The 18,232-nt window shown below is 72.3% G+C and carries 15 protein-coding genes; 7 read left to right on the top strand and 8 right to left on the bottom strand.

Annotated elements, in window-relative coordinates; all coding sequences use genetic code 11:
• Window position 1: 1 nt before the first annotated feature.
• A complete protein-coding gene (locus ACIREE_RS16410) occupies window positions 2–889 on the bottom strand; it encodes a helix-turn-helix domain-containing protein (protein WP_404151688.1) in 888 nt (295 codons plus the stop codon).
• 173 nt (window positions 890–1,062) lie between these two features.
• On the opposite strand from ACIREE_RS16410, the gene ACIREE_RS16405 reads away from it, so the two are divergent.
• Entirely contained in the window at window positions 1,063–2,802 is a 1,740-nt protein-coding gene (locus ACIREE_RS16405) for a beta-galactosidase (protein WP_404151685.1), read from the top strand.
• A gap of 281 nt (window positions 2,803–3,083) precedes the next feature.
• Here ACIREE_RS16405 and ACIREE_RS16400 read toward each other — a convergent pair whose 3' ends face one another.
• A complete protein-coding gene (locus ACIREE_RS16400) occupies window positions 3,084–6,194 on the bottom strand; it encodes an endo-alpha-N-acetylgalactosaminidase family protein (RefSeq protein ID WP_404151682.1) in 3,111 nt (1,036 codons plus the stop codon).
• A 229-nt stretch (window positions 6,195–6,423) separates the two neighbouring features.
• Here ACIREE_RS16400 and ACIREE_RS16395 point away from each other — a divergent pair, with 229 nt between their 5' ends.
• Both ACIREE_RS16395 and ACIREE_RS16390 read left to right on the top strand, forming a co-directional pair.
• The gene (locus ACIREE_RS16395; RefSeq protein ID WP_404151679.1) at window positions 6,424–7,329 is read left to right on the top strand and encodes a hypothetical protein; all 906 of its coding nucleotides are present in this window, start codon (window positions 6,424–6,426) and stop codon (window positions 7,327–7,329) included.
• Between the two features lie 69 nt (window positions 7,330–7,398).
• The gene (locus ACIREE_RS16390) at window positions 7,399–9,012 is read left to right on the top strand and encodes an ankyrin repeat domain-containing protein (RefSeq protein WP_404151676.1); all 1,614 of its coding nucleotides are present in this window, start codon (window positions 7,399–7,401) and stop codon (window positions 9,010–9,012) included.
• A 41-nt stretch (window positions 9,013–9,053) separates the two neighbouring features.
• Here ACIREE_RS16390 and ACIREE_RS16385 read toward each other — a convergent pair whose 3' ends face one another.
• Both ACIREE_RS16385 and ACIREE_RS16380 read right to left on the bottom strand, forming a co-directional pair.
• Window positions 9,054–9,998, bottom strand: coding sequence for an SDR family oxidoreductase (locus tag ACIREE_RS16385; RefSeq protein WP_404151673.1), 945 nt, complete (start codon window positions 9,996–9,998; stop codon window positions 9,054–9,056).
• Window position 9,999: 1 nt separating this feature from the next.
• Entirely contained in the window at window positions 10,000–10,740 is a 741-nt protein-coding gene (locus ACIREE_RS16380; protein ID WP_404152314.1) for an SDR family oxidoreductase, read from the bottom strand.
• Between the two features lie 206 nt (window positions 10,741–10,946).
• Here ACIREE_RS16380 and ACIREE_RS16375 point away from each other — a divergent pair, with 206 nt between their 5' ends.
• Window positions 10,947–11,849 (top strand): tyrosine-protein phosphatase, encoded by a 903-nt coding sequence (locus tag ACIREE_RS16375; protein ID WP_404151670.1) that lies wholly within the window; start codon window positions 10,947–10,949, stop codon window positions 11,847–11,849.
• 67 nt (window positions 11,850–11,916) lie between these two features.
• On the top strand, window positions 11,917–12,885 hold the full coding sequence (locus ACIREE_RS16370; protein WP_404151668.1) for an oxidoreductase: 969 nt from the start codon (window positions 11,917–11,919) through the stop codon (window positions 12,883–12,885).
• A 52-nt stretch (window positions 12,886–12,937) separates the two neighbouring features.
• Here ACIREE_RS16370 and ACIREE_RS16365 read toward each other — a convergent pair whose 3' ends face one another.
• From ACIREE_RS16365 to ACIREE_RS16350, 4 genes are all read right to left on the bottom strand, one after another.
• A complete protein-coding gene (locus ACIREE_RS16365) occupies window positions 12,938–14,575 on the bottom strand; it encodes a DEAD/DEAH box helicase (protein ID WP_404151665.1) in 1,638 nt (545 codons plus the stop codon).
• Window positions 14,576–14,667: 92 nt separating this feature from the next.
• The gene (locus ACIREE_RS16360; protein WP_005318814.1) at window positions 14,668–14,871 is read right to left on the bottom strand and encodes a cold-shock protein; all 204 of its coding nucleotides are present in this window, start codon (window positions 14,869–14,871) and stop codon (window positions 14,668–14,670) included.
• A 143-nt stretch (window positions 14,872–15,014) separates the two neighbouring features.
• Window positions 15,015–15,620 carry a TetR/AcrR family transcriptional regulator gene (locus ACIREE_RS16355; RefSeq protein ID WP_404151662.1) on the bottom strand — a complete coding sequence of 202 codons (606 nt, stop codon included), beginning with the start codon at window positions 15,618–15,620 and terminating at the stop codon, window positions 15,015–15,017.
• 53 nt (window positions 15,621–15,673) lie between these two features.
• Window positions 15,674–16,228, bottom strand: coding sequence for a HutD family protein (locus ACIREE_RS16350; protein ID WP_404151659.1), 555 nt, complete (start codon window positions 16,226–16,228; stop codon window positions 15,674–15,676).
• 98 nt (window positions 16,229–16,326) lie between these two features.
• On the opposite strand from ACIREE_RS16350, the gene ACIREE_RS16345 reads away from it, so the two are divergent.
• Complete coding sequence (locus ACIREE_RS16345) at window positions 16,327–17,238, top strand: rhomboid family intramembrane serine protease (RefSeq protein WP_404151657.1); 912 nt, start codon at window positions 16,327–16,329, stop codon at window positions 17,236–17,238.
• Window positions 17,239–17,304: 66 nt separating this feature from the next.
• Entirely contained in the window at window positions 17,305–18,216 is a 912-nt protein-coding gene (locus ACIREE_RS16340; protein ID WP_404151654.1) for a chitosanase, read from the top strand.
• The last annotated feature ends 16 nt before the right edge of the window (window positions 18,217–18,232 follow it).

Genomic DNA, 18,232 nt, shown 5'->3' with positions numbered 1-18,232 from the left:
GTCAGCCTACGTGGAGCATGGGTGGGTCGTCGGGGTCGGGGATCCGGTCGGACCAGCCGCCGGGGACGGCGCGGCCCTGTTGTTCGCGGAAGCGGACGGGTGCGGTGCCGACGCGGCGGGTGAAGAGGCGGGAGAAGTAGGCGGGGTCGTCGTAGCCGACGCGGCGGGCGACGGCGGCGACGGGGAGTTCGGTGGCGGCGAGGAGTTCCTTGGCGCGGCCCAGGCGGATGCCGAGGAGGTAGTCCTTGGGGCTGCAGCCGGCGCCTCTGCGGACGGCGGTGCGCAGTTCGGCGGGGGTCATGCCGTGCCGGGAAGCGTGTTCGGCGACGGTCAGCGGCTGGAAGGCGTCGCGGGCGAGGGCCTGGAGGACGGGGTCGCCGTCGGGGGCCATGTCGGCGCGGGCGCGGCGCAGGGCGACGAGGAGTTCGTGGACGGCGGCGCCGGTCTCGACGTCGAGGAGGGGGTTGCCGCGGCGGGCGGCGCGGGCGATGCGGCCGACGGCGGCGCGGGCGGGGGCGGCGTCGGAGAGGGGTACGAGGGGGCGGTCGGGCTCTATGTAGCCGAGTTCGGTGTAGGTGGTGGTGGCGGGTCCGGTGAAGTCGACGAAGCATTCGTCCCAGCCGGTGCCGGGGTCGGCTCCGTAGTGGTGGGGGCGGCCTGGGGTGAGCCAGATGAGGGCGGGTGCGGTCACGGGGGTCCGGCGGCCGTCCGCTTCCTGGTACCAGCCGCCTCCGGCGGTGATGACGACGGCTACGTGGTGGTCGAGGGTGCGGGGTCCTACGGTCGGCAGCAGTCCGTGCTGGAGTCCCACGCCGAGGCAGACGAGGCCGAGGCGGTGGTGGACCGGGCTGGGTGTGAAGTACCGCATCCAGGTGTGGTACGTGGACATGTGTCCCCTCCCGTGGTGCTTGTCCCTGTTCCGTGGTGCTTGTTGCGTGGCGGTGTCGGGGTGTCGTCCCGCGTCCAACAACAGCCGATCTTTGTCCATGGACCCCGTTGGCCGCCAGAGGTGAAGGTGGCGGCTGGTAGGTGATGCGCCTATCGGGCACAGAGGGGCACGTCATGGCCGAGTTCAGGGTGGGCGAGGATCACTTCGAGGTGGATGGCGGGCCGGTGCGGCTGCTGTCGGGGGCCTTGCACTACTTCCGGGTGCATGAGGAGCAGTGGGCGCACCGGTTGCGGATGCTGAAGGCGATGGGCCTGAACTGTGTGGAGACGTACGTCCCGTGGAATCTGCACGAGCCGCGTCCCGGTGAGGTGCACGATGTGGCGGCGGTGGGCCGTTTCCTGGACGCGGCGCATGAAGCGGGGTTGTGGGTGATCGCCCGGCCGGGGCCCTATATGTGTGCCGAGTGGGAGAACGGGGGGCTGCCGCACTGGGTGACGGGTGCGTCCGGGGCGCTGATCCGTACCAGGGATGCCGGGTTTTTGGCGTCGGTGGAGCGCTGGTTCCGGGTGTTGTTGCCGTCCATCGTGGAGCGGCAGATCGACCGGGGCGGTCCGGTGATCATGGTGCAGGTGGAGAACGAGTACGGCAGTTACGGCTCGGATGCTCTCTACTTGCGGACTCTTGCCGACCTTCTTGTCGAACTCGGTGTGACAGTGCCGCTGTTCACCTCGGACGGGCCCGAGGATCACATGCTCACGGGTGGCTCGATCCCGGGGGTCCTGGCGACGGCGAATTTCGGCTCCCACGCGCGCGAGGGGTTCGCGACGCTGCGCAGGCATCGGCCGAAGGGGCCGCTGATGTGCATGGAGTTCTGGTGCGGCTGGTTCGATCACTGGGGGGCCGAGCATGTCGTACGGGATCCGCGGGACGCGGCTGAGGCGCTGCGGGAGATCCTGGAGTGCGGGGCATCGGTGAATCTGTACATGGCGCACGGGGGGACGAGTTTCGGGGGCTGGGCGGGGGCGAACCGGGGCGGGGAGCTGCACGACGGTCCGTTGGAGCCGGATGTCACGTCGTACGACTATGACGCGCCCATCGACGAGTTCGGCCGCCCCACCGAAAAGTTCTGGCTGTTCCGGGAGGTCCTCGGCCGGTACGCGCGGGAGCCGCTGCCGGAGGTGCCCGAGGCGCCGGCGGTGCTGGCCGGCCCGGTGACGGCCGAGCTGACCGCGTTCACGCCGCTGGAGGGCGTGCTGGAGGCGTTGGGCGGGCCGGAATCGGAGCATGCGGTGCCGCCGTCGTTCGAGGAGCTGGACGTGGACCGTGGGCTTGTCCGGTACGCGGTGACCGTGCCGGGGCCGCGTCAGCCGTATCCGTTGCGGGCGAGCGGGCTGCGGGACCTCGCTGTCGTGTACGTCGACGGGGAGCGGGCCGGGGTGCTCACGGAGGAGGAGCCGGTCCTCGCCGAGCCCGTCGCGGGGCACGCGCGCGTGGAGCTGTGGGTGGAGTCCCTCGGCCGGGTCAACTACGGGCCGCGCACGGGTGAGCCGAAGGGGATCACGGGCGGGCTGCTGCACGAACGGCAGTACCTGCATGGGGTGCGGGCGCGGGGGTTGCGGCTGGACGCGTTCACGCCTTCGGCGGTGGCGGGGCTGCCGGCCGGGGCGGCCGATGGCGGGCGGGGTCTGTACCGGGGTTCCTTCCAGGTGGCGGCCCCCGGGGACGCGGCGCTCGAACTGCCCGGGTTCACGCGGGGGTTCGTGTGGGTGAACGGGTTCTGCCTGGGCCGCTATTGGTCGGCGGGGCCGCAGCATTCCTTGTATGTGCCGGGTCCCGTGGTGCGGGAGGGGGACAACGAGGTGTGGGTGCTGGAGCTGGACAGTGCGGATGCACCGCGAGTGCGCTTGAGCTGAGGGCTCTGCCGGTTCGTGAGTCGAGTACCGGCCCGGTGGGGGCTGGTCGCGCAGTTCCCCGCGCCCCTGAAGGCCTGCGGCTCCGCCGCGCCTTCAGGGGAGATGCCGCACGCAGTGCGCATCTCAGGGGCGCACGCGAGCGCGCCTCTCATGGAGCTGCGGCGAAGCCGCATGCTCCAGGGGCGCGGGGAACTGCGCGCAGCAGGCCCACCGGCCGGCACCCGCCGCCGAAACAGGTACCCGGCAGACGGGCAGGCTCTCAGGGCCAGGGCCCCGGCCCGCTAAAGCACGGTGACCTCGAACGCGTCCAGCGTGAACTCGGCCGTGCCGTGGTCGCCGACCTTGCGCAGACCCACCCACGCATCCCCTTGCGCGGGCGCGGTGAACTCGTACACCAAGGTGGCGGGTTCCACAGCCACCGGCAGCTCCGCACGGATCAATTCCTTCGCGGCCGGGCCGTCGACCCCGGTGATCCAGGCGTACTGGCCGGCCAGCTCGCACTCGTACCGCAAGCGCACTCGATACCGCTTGCCGGGGGTGAAGCGGACGGTGTGCGGGACCGTGCGGTGGACGAGGCCGGTGTTCTCGCCGCGTGATTTCAGGGACTGGGTGCCGTCGATGACGTCGTCGATCGTCTTGCCGTTCCAGCCGCGCTGCGTGAAGGGGGCGTGGCGCTGGGCGATGTGGGTGCGCGGGTCGGTGGAGCCGCCCGCGTCGCCCTTCACGAAGGGGCCCCAGCCCTGCGGTACGTGCTCGAAGTCCTCGTGGGCAAGGGCGCCTTGGGGTGCGGCGGGCCGCTGGGCCCTGGTGATGCGGACGTTGTCGAAGCGGACGCGTGCCTGCCCGGTGTCGGCGCGCAGGGCGAGGGTGACGGGGCCGCCGCCCTCGGGGACAGTGAAGTACGTGAACATGCGCTGGAAGCGGGTGTCGTGCTTGCGGTCGGCGGCGACGTAGTTGCCGGCGGTCGAGGTGTCCGTCCAGTTGGTGGCGGTGACGCCGTCGGCGGTGCGCACGTCCAGGGAGGCCTTGCGGCGCTCGCCCGCCGTGGCGCCGACCTCGACCTGGACGGAGGCCGCGTAGGTGCCGGGAGCGAGCCTGGTGAGGCGTTGGGCGACGGTGGCGGCGGCGCCGGGGGCGATGACGAGTTCGTGGTCGCCGAGGTCGCTGCGTTCGACGGACGCGGGGCCGGAGACCTGCCAGCCCTTGAGGGTGCCGGAGTGGAAGCCGGGGTCGTGCAGCGGGGTGCCCTGTCCCCAGCCGGGGTCGCGGTCCAGGTCGGCGCGGCGGCGGTAGAGGACGTAGGGCTGGCCGGCGTCGGCCTCGAGCGTGACCTTGCCGCCCGCGACGGGTACGTAGGCGACGAAGACGCGGCCCTGGTCGGTGAGCCGGTACAGGGCGGTACGGGAGGAGCCCGCCCACGCGCGCGGGAGCTGCCAACTGCTGCTGCCGCCATCGGGGTTGTAGTGGTAGAGCTTCGCCGGGTCGGTGGCGTTGCGCGGCTCCCAGGGCAGCAGGTAAGTGCCGTCGTCGTACACGAGGCGGCCGTCGGTGGTGATGCGGCGGGCGCCGGTGGCGTCGCTGACGCTGGTCCGGGCGGCGCCGGCGAACGTGATCTCGTGCTCGCCCCACGTGGTGATGGGCTGCGCCTGGAGGTACTTGGCGGGCAGGGAGTGGGTCCAGATGAGCCGGTAGAAGGCGGTCCAGTCGGTCTTGCCGGTCCAGCCTTCGAAGTTGCCCATGCGGGCGACGCCGAGGAGGGTGGGCCATTTGTCGGCGAAGACGTCCTTCTGGTGGTGCCTGATGAAGCGGATCAGGCGGGAGTTGATGCCGCGCGAGGTGTCGGGGCCGTAGTCGGTCTCGGTGGCCCAGTGCGACCAGAGCGACGACCTTTCGAAGCCGTGGGCCCATTCGGACGTGACGTTCCAGCCCTGGTCGCGGAAGGTGCGCTGGAGGCGGTCGGAGGTCCAGCCGGACTCGCGGAACACGTCGATGTAGAGGGTGTTCAGGGCGGGGTCGGCGTCGCGGCGCAGGTCGGCGAAGCGCTTGACGATGTCACCGGAGACGAGGTCGCGGCGCTGGTCGATGCGGTAGCTCTGGTCGAGCCAGTCCCACTGCTCGTCCGTCTTGTCGACGAGGGTCTCGGAGAAGGCGTTGGCGACGGGGTAGGACTCGGTGGCGTTGACGTGCACGCCGAAGTCGCTGTTCCATTTCTTGCCCTCGCGGACCAGAGTGTTGAGGTCGTCGAGGCCGCCCGCGCGCGTGTTGTAGTTGCCCGCGTAGTCGGGGTGGGCGGAGTCGTGGCCCTCGGACTGGTAGCCCTTCAGGAGCGTGTACTGGCGCAGCCCGTCGGTGGCCAACGAGATCCGCTTGACGTTGTCGAGGGTCGTCAGGAACGGGTTGGTGGCCTGCGAGGCGAAGTTGAACGGGATGTGCGGGACGACCCGCAGGTGCTGCTCGTCGGCGCCGCGCGGGGTGACGGCGATGTCCCGGAAGGCGATCGCGGCGTCCTGCCAGTCGACGGTTCCGTCGCCGTTGCGGTCACGGGTGATGATCACCGTGGCGTACGGGAGCGGTTCGGTGGCGTCGACGGGGGCGGTGGCGGCGCGATGCGTCCACTGGCCGGGGACGAGGCGGACGGCGGTGAATCCGTCGCCCTTGACCGTCTCGCGCCACAGTCGGCCGTTCTCCCAGCTGCTGGTGGCGTCCGGCTTGTCGTAGACGGTGTTGGTCTCGACGGCGCCGCCGAGCGTGTCGTGGGCGAGCACGGCGTAGGCGCAGCCCGTGGGTTTCTCGGCGGGGCTGTCGGCTTTCGGGGTGACGAGGGTGTCGCCGCTCTGCGCCTTGTCGAGCTGGATCTTCGCGGCGAGCAGTGCGGCGCCGGGCTGGTCGCTGCGTACGGAGAGCAGGGCGAGTCCGGGGATCCGCAGGGTTCCGACGCGCAGGGCGGCCGTGTCGCGGATGCGGGTGACGCGCCAGTCGACGCGGTGGCCTTCGACGGTGATACGTATGTCGATGGTGGTGCCCCCGGTGAAGGTGAGCCGGTAATCGGCGCGGTCGGCGCCGGTCGTGGACGTCACCTTCGGTGTGTGCTCGACGCCGTCGACGACCACGGCCGTGACCGGGTCGGGCTGGGCGTGCAGGACGGCGCCGGTGGCGCGGTCGGTGTAGGAGACGACGGACGGGAAGGCCCTGGCGACGCGGACGTCGAGGTCCTTGGAGCGGAGCACGGCGGTGCCCGGCGCGTCGGTGGCGGATGCGGTGGCGGTGCCGGTGAGGCCGAGCGTCAGGCTCGCGCCGGTGGCGGCGCCGACGGCCACGACGGCCCTGCGGGTGGGTCCTTGGTGGTCGGTCGACTGGCCTGCGGGCGGCTGGGGCTGGCCTGTGGGCGGCACGGAGCACTCCTTCTCACGGCGGTTCCGGGTGCCGATCACGATGCGCCGCGCGGGGCGAGGGCGCCCATGGACAAAGGAGGGACAGGTGTTGGACTAACGGACGCGCGGCGGTGGTTGAGTCCGGCCGCGGGGGGTCTGGCGTCCGGGGCGGACGGCCTTACGCTGGATGCGCCGGGTCCGGGGGCGGGCCCCGGGGGAACACGGCCCGGCGGCCCCAGGGGGTACGCGCGTGGTGAACGGCGGACCGGTGGTGCACGGCTATCCGCATCTGGAGACGGTACGGACGGCGATCACCGCGCTGTACAGGCGCCTCTCGTACGACACGGTGCACGCGTTCGCGACGAGTGTCGCCCCGGCCGACGTGGCCTTCGGCGACGGGGACGATCTGCATCTGGGGGCGCAGCGGGTGGCGCGCGAGCTGGTGCGGCACTATCACCTGCCGGACGCGCGCATGATCATCGGGTTCCGGGAGATGGAGCACGCGGCGAGCGTCGAACTGGCCGCGGGACCCGAGTACTTCATCGAGCTGAACGACCGGTTCCGTACGCATCGCCGGGACATCGGGGCGGCCCTCGCACACGAGGTCATGCATGTGTATCTGCACCGGCTCGACCTGTCGCTCCCGGGGACGCGCGACAACGAGATCCTCACCGACACCGCCGCGACGTATCTGGGCGCGGGATGGCTGCTGCTCGACGCGTACCGGGAGGACGCGGCGTCGTCGCAGAAGCTCGGCTATCTGACGCCGGAGGAGTTCGGGTACGTACTGGCGAAGCGGTCGCTGGTGTTCGGCGAGGCGCCGGAGACGTGGTTCACCAGCGCGCAGGCGTACACGGCGTACACCAAGGGTCTGGCGCAGGCGCGCCGCGACGAGCAGCAGCCGCCGCTCACCGCGGCGGGCTGGGCGGGCCGGCGCCGGTACGCGAAGGACCGCCGTTACGCGCAGGGCCACGGCATGCGCGGGCCGGCGCCCGCGGGCCCGTACTCGTTCTCGGCGGACGGGCCGCAGGGCCGGTCAGGGCTGCGGGTGGCCTTTCCCTGTCCTACGTGTCACCAGCGGATCCGGGTGCCGGTGCGCGGGCGGGTGCGGGCGCGGTGCGGGCTGTGCCGCACGGTCCTGGAGTGCGACACGTAAGCCCCGCAATGGGCGGTATTCGCCTCGAAACACTTTGCGTTCGTGGGCCCCGGGAGCGAGGGTCGAGGCATGAACGACGAAGTGAGGGCGGATGGTGCCGCGTTGCAGGACGCGCTGTACGACGCGGTGCTCGGCGGCGACGAGGACGCGGTGGTACTGCTGCTGCGCGCCGGGGCGTCCGGCGACGCGCGCGACCGGGACGGCGAGAGCGTGCTGTACCGGGCGGCGATGGGCGACGAGCCGGGCATCGTACGGCTGCTGCTCGCGGCCGGGGCGGATCCGGACGGGCTCAGCCAGGGCACCGATCTGCCGCTGTGCGGGGCGGCGTGCGGCGGGCACACCGAGGTGGTGCGGGCGCTGCTCGCGGCGGGGGCGCGGGTGGACGCGGTCGAGGAGCTCGGCTTCCGGGCGTTGACCTGGGCGGTGCAGTTGGGGCGCGAGGCGGTGGTGCGGGCGCTGCTCGACGGCGGGGCCGATCCGCGCCTTCCGGCGGCGAAGGGCGAGTTGCCGCTGGTGGCGGCCGTGCGGCGCGGGTCGACCGGATGTGTGCGGGCGCTCCTCGAACACGGGGCGGCCGGGCGGAAGGAGGCGCTGGCGGAGGCCAGGCGATGGTTCGGGGTCGATGTGGAGGGGCGGCTGCGGGCCGGGCTCGTCGAGTCGACGGTCGGCGGTGACCGCCAGGAAGCGGTGACGCAGCGGTTCGCGGAGGACGGCGGGGTCACGGTCGTCGTGCAGCTGCTCGACGCGGCGGGCCGACCGAGGAACGGCAACGAGCAGCAGACCGGCCACGCCGCCATCGCCACGCTCCTGGAGGCCGGCCTCGGTATCGCGACACCGCCGGACGAGCTCGCCGACCGGGCGGTGCGCTGCGGCGACCCCGGCAACGACGACTGGGTCGAGGCGATGCGGGTGCTGCGCCGCCGCGGCGACGACGCGACGTTCCGCGCGGCGGCGGCGTGGTGCGTGGACCGGGATCCGTTGCGGCGGGCGTTCGGCGCGGAGGTGCTGGGTCAGTTGGGCACGCCCGGCGCGCAGGGGCTCCGCCCGTTCGCCCGGCGCGTTCTTCCGGTGCTGAGAGGGCAGGCGCGGGCCGCGGGTCTGCGGAGGTCCGCTGTCGATGAGTTCGACGCCCGGCGAGCGGCCACGGGGCTCCGCTCCCCGCACACCGGGACTGCCGGGCCCACCGGGTCCGAGCTGGTAGAACTCCGCGCTCTGATAACGGCGTCGGGCCACCAGCACGAGCCCGCCGTCCTGCCGGACATCACCGCCTACGCCACACATCCAGACCCCGGTGTACGCCGATCCGTGGCCCTGGCCCTGCGCTCGCTCGCACCCGGCGACCGCCCCGAGGCCCTCACCGCGCTGATCGGCCTCACTCGCGACACCGACCCGGACGCCCGGACCCGGGCGGCGGCCGCGCTCGCCGGATCCGGCGTCGACACGGAGTCCGTCCGCGCGGCGCTGGCCGCCCTGCTCGACGACCCGCGCGACGACGTGGCGGCGGAGGCGGCGCGCGGGCTCGCCGGGCGGCAGGACCCGCGTGCCGTGGACACCCTCGCGCGGCTGCTCGCCCAGTCGCCGGTCGGCGGGTACGCGAGGGACGTGGCCCAGGACGCGGCCCGTGCCTTCGTCGACGTACGTGTCAGAAACCGGCTGGAGTGGACGTGGCCGCGCGAGGCGTGACGGCCACCTTGCGATCAGGAGGCGGCCCTTGGGCCGCTTGTTCACTGCGCCCCGTACACGCCCCCGGGGACCGCGGCACGCTCCAGCAGCTCCCGCACGGCTCCCCCCGCGCCCGCCGGGGTCCACCGCTCCGCCTTGTCGACGGTCGGGCCGGCGCGCCACCCTTCCATCACCGTGATCCGGCCGCCCTCCACCTCGAAGACCCGTCCGGTCACCTCGTCGCCGGCCGCGGCGGATCCGAGCCACACCACCAGCGGCGACACGTTCTCCGGCGCCATCGCGTCGAACCCGCCGCTCCCCGGGGCGGCCATCGTCTCGGCGAACGTGGCCTCGGTCATCCGGGTCCGCGCGGCCGGTGCGATCGCGTTGACCCGCACCCCGTACCGGCCCATCTCCGCGGCGGCCACCAGGGTCAGGGCGAGGATCCCGGCCTTGGCCGCGCTGTAGTTGCCCTGCCCGACCGACCCCAACAGGCCCGCGCCGGAGGAGGTGTTGACGACGCGGGCCGTCACCGGGCGGCCCGCTTTCGCCTCCGCCCGCCAGTACGCCGCGGCGTGCTTCAGTGGCAGGAAATGGCCTGTGAGGTGGACCCGCATCACGGCGTCCCAGTCGTCCTCTTCCAGGTTCACCAGCATCCGGTCCCGCAGGAACCCCGCGTTGTTCACCAGCGTGTCGAGCCGCCCGAACGTGTCGACGGCCGCGGCGACGAGTGACGCGGCGCCTTCCGAGGTGGCGATGTCACCCCCGTGGGCCGTCGCCTCGCCACCCGACTGCCTTATTTCTTCGGCCACTTGCGCTGCCGGGCTGTCCGGCGCGGGCACGCCGTCGAGGCCCACCCCGAGGTCGTTGACGACGACCTTCGCGCCTTCGGCCGCGTAGGCGAGGGCATGCGCCCGCCCCAGTCCCCGCCCGGCCCCGGTGACGGCCACCACGCGCCCCGCGCACAGCCCGCCGCCGACCGGAACCGCCTCGGTCGCATCCGTCATCTCACGCCTCCTTGTTGGCCGTTGCCGCGTCCAGGAACGCGGGGCGTTCCCCGCCGCCGTGCACGAGCAGGCTCGCCCCGGTGATGTACGACGCCGCGTCCGACGCCAGGAACACGGCGGCCTCGCCGATCTCGCGCGGCTCGGCGAGGCGGCCCAGCGGTACCGTCGCGCCCACCGCGGCGATGCCCTCCTCGTCCCCGTAGTGCAGCGCGGAGAGTTCCGTGCGCACCATGCCGAGCACCAGGGTGTTGACGCGGATGTCCGGCGCCCATTCCACGGCCATGGACCGCGCCAGATTCTCCAGGCCCGCCTTCGCCGCTCCGTACGCCGCCGAGCCCGGCGAGGGACGTGTCCCGCTGACGCTGCCGATCATCACGATGGAGCCGCGGGCCGCCTCGAGCTGTGCGCGGGCGGCGAGCGAGGCGGTCAACGGGGCCGTCAGATTGAGGTCGATCACGCGCGCGTGCCGCTCGGCTTCGGTGTCGCCGAGCAACCGGTACGGTGTGCCGCCCGCGTTGTTCACCAGCACGTCCACCCGGTCGAGCCCCGCGAACAGTCCCCGCACGGCCACCGCGTCACGTAGGTCGACCGGCGCGAACTCACAGCCTCCCAGCAGGAGTTCGGGTGGCCGGCGAGCACAGACCACCACCCGCGCGCCGGCCCGCGCGAACGCGGCCGCGATGCCCGCGCCCACTCCCCTGGTGCCACCCGTGACGACGGCGACCCGCCCGCTCAGATCCATCCCGCTCCCCATGCCGTCCGGTCCTCCCGACCCGTTCCGCCCGCCTCCGTCGCCTGCTAGCGTCGAGCTTGATGCGCGTACCAAACAAACGTTAGGTGGAAAGGTAGTCGAACACCGGCCTCTCCGCCACCATCCGCACTCCTGAAGAGCACTGCTGAAGAGCACTTCTCTGGGCCACAGAGCCTGTGAACAAAGGGAGTTCACGTATGCCAGGCACGCACAGCAACGCCCTGCCCCGCCGCACCCTGCTCGGCGCCACACTCGGCACCGTCACGGTGGCGGCCCTCGCCCCGATGGCCACCGCGGCGCCCCGCACCCGGGGGATCCAGCACATTCCGCTGCAGGGCGCGGTGAACGTCCGCGACATCGGCGGCCTTCGCGCGTCCGGCGGCCGGGTCCGGCACGGGCTCGTCTACCGCGCCGACGCGCTGAGCAGGCTCACGGACGCCGATCTGGCCACGCTGGGCGACCTGAGGCTGCGTCAAGTCGTCGACAATCGCGTGCCGTTGGAAGTCCGGATCGACGGTGCTGACCGACTGCCGTCGGGCGTGGCCGGCGTCGCGCGGCCGGTCACCGACAACGGCCTGTACGCGCGGATCCTCACCGCCATCGGCTCCGGGGACCCGGTCGAGCAGGAGAAGATTCTGGGGAGCGGCAGAGCGGCCGCGTTCATGCGGAGCGTGTATCCGATGTTCGTCACCAGCTCCGACAACCGGTCGCAGTTCGCGGCCACCCTGCACGACATCGCATACGGCGGACGCGGCGCCCTCCTCTACCACTGCACGTCCGGCAAGGACCGCACCGGCTGGACGACGTACGTCCTGCTGCGCCTGCTCGGTGTGTCCGAACACGCCGCCGTCGCGGACTACTTGGCGTCCAACACCTTCCGGGCGGCTTACGACGCGAAGCTCCGCGAGAGCCTGAAGCAGTCCGGCGCGATGCCCCACCCCGAACTGCTGATCCCGCTCCAGGAAGTGCGTGCCGAGTACCTCGCGGCGGCACTCGCCCAGGTGCGCGACGACTACGGCAGCCTCCGGCGGTACGTGGCCGAGGGCCTCGGCATCGACCGGCGCACGGCGGCACTGCTGCGGGCCCGGCTCGTGGACTGACCCACGCGACAGCAGACCCCTGCGCGCGTTTGCCCTCGTGTGCGCTCCACCATCTACCGTCCCGGGCATGACCAGCACCACGCAACAGCACAGGATCGGCAGCGGGTTCGGGGCGCACAGTACGGCGGCCGAGGTGGTCGCCGGTGTCGACCTCGCCGGGCGGACGGCCCTCGTCACGGGCGGCTACTCGGGCCTCGGCCTGGAGACGACCCGCGCGCTCGCCACGGCGGGAGCGCGGGTGATCGTGCCCGCGCGCCGTCCCGAACAGGCGCGTCGAGCCCTTGCGGGCATCGCGGGTACGGAGGTGGACGCGCTCGACCTGGCCGACCTGGAGAGCGTGCGCGCCTTCGCCGGCCGCTTCCTCGACTCGGGCCGCGCCCTGGACCTCGTCGTCGCCAACGCGGGGGTGATGGCGGCCCCGGAGACCCGGGTCGGGCCCGGCTGGGAGTACCAGTTCGCCACGAACCACCTCGGCCACTTCGCCCTGGTGAACCGGCTGTGCCCGGCGCTGTCACCGCACGGGGCCCGGGTCGTCGCTCTCACGTCCTCCGGTCATTTCCTGACCGGCGTCCGCTGGGACGACATCAACTTCCGTACCGGGTACGACCGTTGGCTCGCCTACGGTCAGGCCAAGACGGCGAACGCCCTGTTCGCGCTGCACCTGGACCGGCTCGGCGCGGCCGGCGGTCTGCGCGCGTACGCCGTGCACCCCGGCTCGATCCTGACGCCGCTGCAACGGCACATCCCGCGCGAGGAGTGGGCCGGGCGCGGCTGGGTCACGGAGACGGGAGAGCCGCGGCCCGGTTTCAAGACGCCGGAGCAGGGCGCGGCGACCACGGTCTGGGCGGCCACCGCACCGGTGCTCGACGCGTACGGCGGCGCGTACTGCCAGGACTGCGATCTGGCCGAGTCGGTGCCGGACGACGCCGAGGACATGCTCGCCGGCGGGGTCAAGACGTGGGCCCGTGACCCGGTGGCGGCGGCCCGGCTGTGGTCGCTGTCGGCGGAGCTGACGGGCGTGGACGCCTTCGCCTGACCCGGGAGACACCCCGCCCGCGCCAGGGCGGGGTGCGGGGTGTGACCAGGGCCTAGGCCGCGGCCTTGCGGGGGCCGTGGCCGCGCCGGTTGCCACCGGTCGCCGCACCGTTCGCGGCGCCGGCGCCGGTGCCCGAGCGGCGTCGGCCGCCTCCGGCCGCACCCTGGCCGGAACGCTGGCCGCCCTGCGCGGAACGCTGACCGCCCTGCGCGGAACGCTGGCCGCCCTGCGCGGAACGCTGGCCCTCGCCGCTCGCGGCGCGGCCGGAACCGGTGCCGCCGTTGCCCGAACCGGCACCGCGGGAGCGGCGCGAACGGCGCGGCTTGGCGGCGGCGGCCGGGGCGGCCTGCTCCGGGACGGAGATGGTCACGGCCACGCCGGAGGGCTCGCGCGCCCCGGTGATCGTCACCAGCTCCTCGTCCGTGGAACGGACCTGGGTCGTACGGGCCTGCACCTTGGCGTCGCGCATCAGCCGCTGCACGTCGCGCTTCTGCTCGGGCAGCACGAGCGTGACGACGCTGCCGGACTCACCGGCACGGGCGGTCCGGCCGCCGCGGTGCAGGTAGTCCTTGTGCTCGGTGGGCGGGTCGACGTTCACGACCAGGCCGAGGTCGTCGACGTGGATGCCGCGGGCGGCGACGTTCGTGGCGACCAGCGCGGTGACCCGGCCGTCCTTGAACTGCTCCAGGGTGCGGTTGCGCTGCGGCTGGCTGCGGCCGCCGTGCAGCGGCGCCGCGAACACTCCGCTGGCCAGGAGCCGCTTGGCGAGCCGGTCGGCGGAGCGCTTGGTGTCGACGAAGAGGATGACGCGGCCTTCGCGGGCGGCGATGCGCGCGGTGACGGCCTTCTTCTCGGTCTCGTCCAGGACGTGCAGGACGTGGTGCTCCATCGTCGTGACGGCGCCCGCGGACGGGTCGACCGAGTGCACGACGGGGTCGGTGAGGAACTGCTTGACGAGCCGGTCCACGTTCCGGTCCAGCGTCGCCGAGAAGAGCATGGTCTGGCCGCCCGGCGCGACCTGCTTGAGCAGGGCGGTGACCTGCGGCATGAAGCCCATGTCGGCCATCTGGTCGGCCTCGTCGAGGACCGTGATCCGGACCTGTCCGAGGGCGCAGTCGCCACGCTCGATGAGGTCCTTCAGACGCCCGGGGGTGGCGACGACGACCTCGGCACCGCGGCGCAGCTGGCCGGCCTGGCGGGAGATCGACATGCCGCCGACGACGGTGGTCATGCGCAGATGGAGCGAGGTGGCGTACGGGGTGAGGGCGTCGGTGACCTGCTGGGCGAGCTCGCGCGTGGGGACGAGGACGAGCGCCAGCGGGGTCTTCGGCTCGGCCTTGGCACCGGCGGTGCGGGCGAGCAGCGAAAGTCCGAAAGCGAGGGTCTTGCCGGAGCCGGTGCGGCCGCGGCCGAGGAGGTCCCGTCCGGCGAGCGAGTTGGGCAGCGTCGCGGCCTGGATCGGGAAGGGCGCGGTGACGCCCTGCGCCGTCAGCGTCTTCAACAGGGCTGCGGGCATGTCGAGTTCGGCGAAGGTGTCGACCGGGGGCAGCGCGGGAGTGGTGTTCTCCGGCATGGTGAACTCGCGGGGCGGCGTGGGCTGCTGCCTGCGCTGCTGCTCGGGGGCGCGCCGCTTTCCGGCTGCTGCGGGGCGGGGACTGCGACGGCTGGACGGGCGGGCTGAGCTGGCCATGCGGCATGCCTTCCGGGTACTCCGGGGGTGGGGACAGCATGAGCCGGGGCCCGCACCGTGATGGTGCGGACCCCGGCCCGGTGATGCTGAGATCAGGCGGGGAGGATGTTCTCCGCCTGGGGGCCCTTCTGGCCCTGGGTGACGTCGAAGGTCACCTTCTGGCCTTCCTGGAGCTCGCGGAAGCCCGAGGTGGCGATGTTCGAGTAGTGGGCGAAGACATCAGCGCCGCCGCCGTCCTGCTCGATAAAGCCGAAGCCCTTTTCCGAGTTGAACCACTTCACGGTACCGGTGGCCATGTAATTCTCCTTGAAACAGGTAGCAGCCCCCCATTCCGAGAACGCCCCGGCAAAACAATAATGCGCCTGAGGAGGTTTCCGTCAGGCGCACATAAAGTCTATGGGTACCAAAACTGCAACGCTGCTGATCTTAGCACGCTTCCTCACCGCTCCGCGATCCCGTCGAGGACCATGGCCAGATACTGGCGGGCGATCTCCTCCGGACGGTGGTGTCCGCCCGGTCGATACCAGGACGCGGCCACCCAAACCGTGTCGCGCACGAACCGGTAGGTGAGCCGGATGTCGAGGTCCGCGCGGAACACCTGGCCCGCGACCCCGCGCTCCAGCGTGGTCAGCCAGGTCTCCTCGAAGCGGCGCTGGGAGTCGGCGAGGAACTCGAACCGCTGCTGCGCGGCCAGCTGCCTGGCCTCCTTCTGGTAGATCGCGACGGCGGCGCGGTGCCGGTCGATCTCCCGGAAGGACTCGGTGACGAGGGCCTCCAGGGTCTGCCGGGGGCCGAGCTCCGCGTCGAGCACGGCGTCGTAGCCCGACCACAGCTCGTCGAGGAAGGTCCGCAGGATCTCCTCCAGCATCGATTCCTTGGAATCGAAGTGGTAGTAGAGGCTGCCGGCGAGCATGCCCGCCTCGTCGGCGATCTTGCGCACCGTGGTGGCGTTGTACCCCTGGGCGGCGAAGACCTCGGCGGCGGTCCCCAGGATCTCGCGGCGCCGCTCGGCCGGGGCGGCCTGGGGCTTCTTCTTCGTAGGCACGTCCCCATTGTGGTCCACGCGCCCGGCCGCCCGGTGGCCGGGCATGCCCTGCGTCACACCCCGGTGACGACGGCGACGGGCCCCTTCGCGTGCAGCTCTGCCGGACCTTCCATGAGTACGGCGTCGTAGCGGCCGAGGGCGTGTCCCGCCACCTCCGCGCCTTCGTCGGCGAGCGCGACGACGAGGGCTGCGCCCGGCGCGAGGGGCAGCCGTCCGAGGACGACGGCGACGGACGGTGGCTGGGCGAGTCCTTCGCGCCGCCACATCACGTTGAAGTTGACGACGCGGCCGCCGAGCAGTCGGCAGTCGGTGGCCACGTCGCCCGCGAAGTCCCTTGGCTGGTATGGGGTGTTGACGAGGGCTGGGATGCCGCCGACGGTCAGTTCCATCCCGTCGCCCTCGACCATGGTGAGCGTCCGGTCGACGCCGGGGAACGCGGAGAACGGTCCGTCGGCGGCCACTTCGGCAAGGCTGACCCGCCACAGGAAATCGGCCGTGCTCGCGCCCGGGGGCGATCCGGCGATCTCGCGGGTGACGCCGCCGCCGTTCTTCCAGGCGACGGGGGTGCGGTCGGCGGCGGGCAGCGGGCGTACGACGGGGTCGATCATGAACGCCGAGGGTACGCCGGGCGCACCCGCTCCGACCAGGCGCGCGGGATGTGGCTATGTTGTTCGCCGCCCCACGTCGATGACCTCAGGAGCAGGCCGTGGAACCCACCCCTCAGTCCGCCACGACGCCCACGTGCTACCGCCACGCCGACACCGAGACCCATGTCGGCTGCGTCCGCTGTGAGCGGCCCATATGCCCTGCTTGTATGCGCGAGGCGTCCGTCGGGTTCCAGTGCCCCGAGTGCGTGCGTGCGGGGAGCCGGTCGGTGCGCACGGCCCGCACCGTGGCCGGTGGCCGGATCTCGGCCGTGCCGCTGGCGACGTACGCGCTGATGGCCGTGAACGTCCTCGTCTACCTCGGCGAGGTGATCCGGCCGGGCATCGTCGAGCGGCTCCAGATGATCGGCCAGGGGCTGGTCGGCCCGGACGGGGCGGGCTACGTCTACCAGGACCACTACCCCGCGGACTTTCACGCCGAAGGGGTGGCCGAGGGCGAGTGGTACCGGCTGCTGACCGGCGCCTTCCTTCATATGCCGCCCACCGAGGGCGCGTTCGGGATTCTGCACATCGTGCTGAACATGGTCTCGCTGTGGAACCTCGGCCGGATCGTCGAGTCCCAGCTGGGCCGGGTCCGCTATCTGGCGCTCTACCTCGTGTCCGCGCTCGGCAGCTCGGTCCTGGTGCTGCTGATCGCACCGGAGACCCCGACGCTCGGGGCGTCCGGCGCGGTCTTCGGGCTCGGTGCCGCGTACTGGGTGATCGCGCGGCGGCTCGGGGCGGACATGCGCCAGGTCAACCGCTTCATGGCGTACTTCCTGCTGTGGATGCTGATCTCCGCCGGGTTCACGTCGTGGCAGGGGCATCTGGGCGGGCTGCTGACGGGCGGCGTGGTGGCGGTCGGCCTTGTGTACGCGCCGCGGGAGCGCAGGAATCTGGTGCAGGGCGTGGTGTGCGGGGTGCTGGTTCTGCTGCTGGTGGTGCTGGCCGCGGTGAAGGTGGCGGCGCTGTAGGTCCGGGCGGCGAAATGGCGGGCGGGGGCATCCATCCGTGCCGCGCAGCCGCTTACTCTGTCCCGCATGAAGCGTGCAGGCTGCCTGGCCCTCTCGTTCCTCGCCGTGGCCCCCGTCGCCACGGCGGTGGTCTTCTTCCTGTCCCCCGATGGCAGGACCGACGACTCACCCGCCTCCGGGACGTCGGCGACCGCCTCCGCGCGGGCGTACGAGGACGGCAGGTCGGCCGCTGAGCGCAAGGCCGACGACGAGCTGATCGCCGATCTGCCGCCGGGTCTCGCCGCCCCCGACAAGAAGGACCTCGCGCAGCAGATCGTCGCCAGCGCCGAGAATTCCACGCTCGACTGGCGCGGCCAGTACGGCTACATCGAGGACATCGCCGACGGCCAGGGGTACACGGCGGGCATCATCGGCTTCTGCACCGGTACCCACGACCTCCTCACGCTGGTGGAGCGCTATACGAAGGGCCGCCCCGACAACGGTCTGGCCCGCTACCTCCCCGCCCTGCGCAAGGTCGACGGCTCGGATTCGCACGAGGGCCTCGACCCCGGTTTCCCGGCGGCGTGGAAGGCGGAGGCGAAGGTGGCGGCCTTCCGCACGGCGCAGGACGAGGAGCGCGACCGCGTCTACTTCGACCCGGCGGTCCGGCTCGCGAAACTCGACGGTCTGGGGACGCTGGGCCAGTTCATCTACTACGACGCGATGGTCCTGCACGGCCCCGGCACCGGCCCGAACGGTTTCTACGGTCTGCGCGAGCTGGCCATGAAGCAGGCAGACACCCCGTCGCAGGGCGGCAGCGAGAAGGCGTATCTCGACATCTACCTGGACATCCGCCGCAAGGCGATGAAGGCGAAGGACCCGGACCGGGACACGACCCGTATCGACACCGCGCAGCGGCGCTTCTTGTACGACGGGAACCTGTCGCTGAAGACGCCGCTGACGTGGAAGGTGTACGGGGAGACGTTTCACGTGGCCTGAAGGCCGCTCTCGAAGG

This window comes from Streptomyces sp. NPDC102467 (assembly GCF_044765445.1).
Lineage (GTDB): Bacteria > Actinomycetota > Actinomycetes > Streptomycetales > Streptomycetaceae > Streptomyces.
This window is presented reverse-complemented; position numbering and strand designations above follow the sequence as displayed.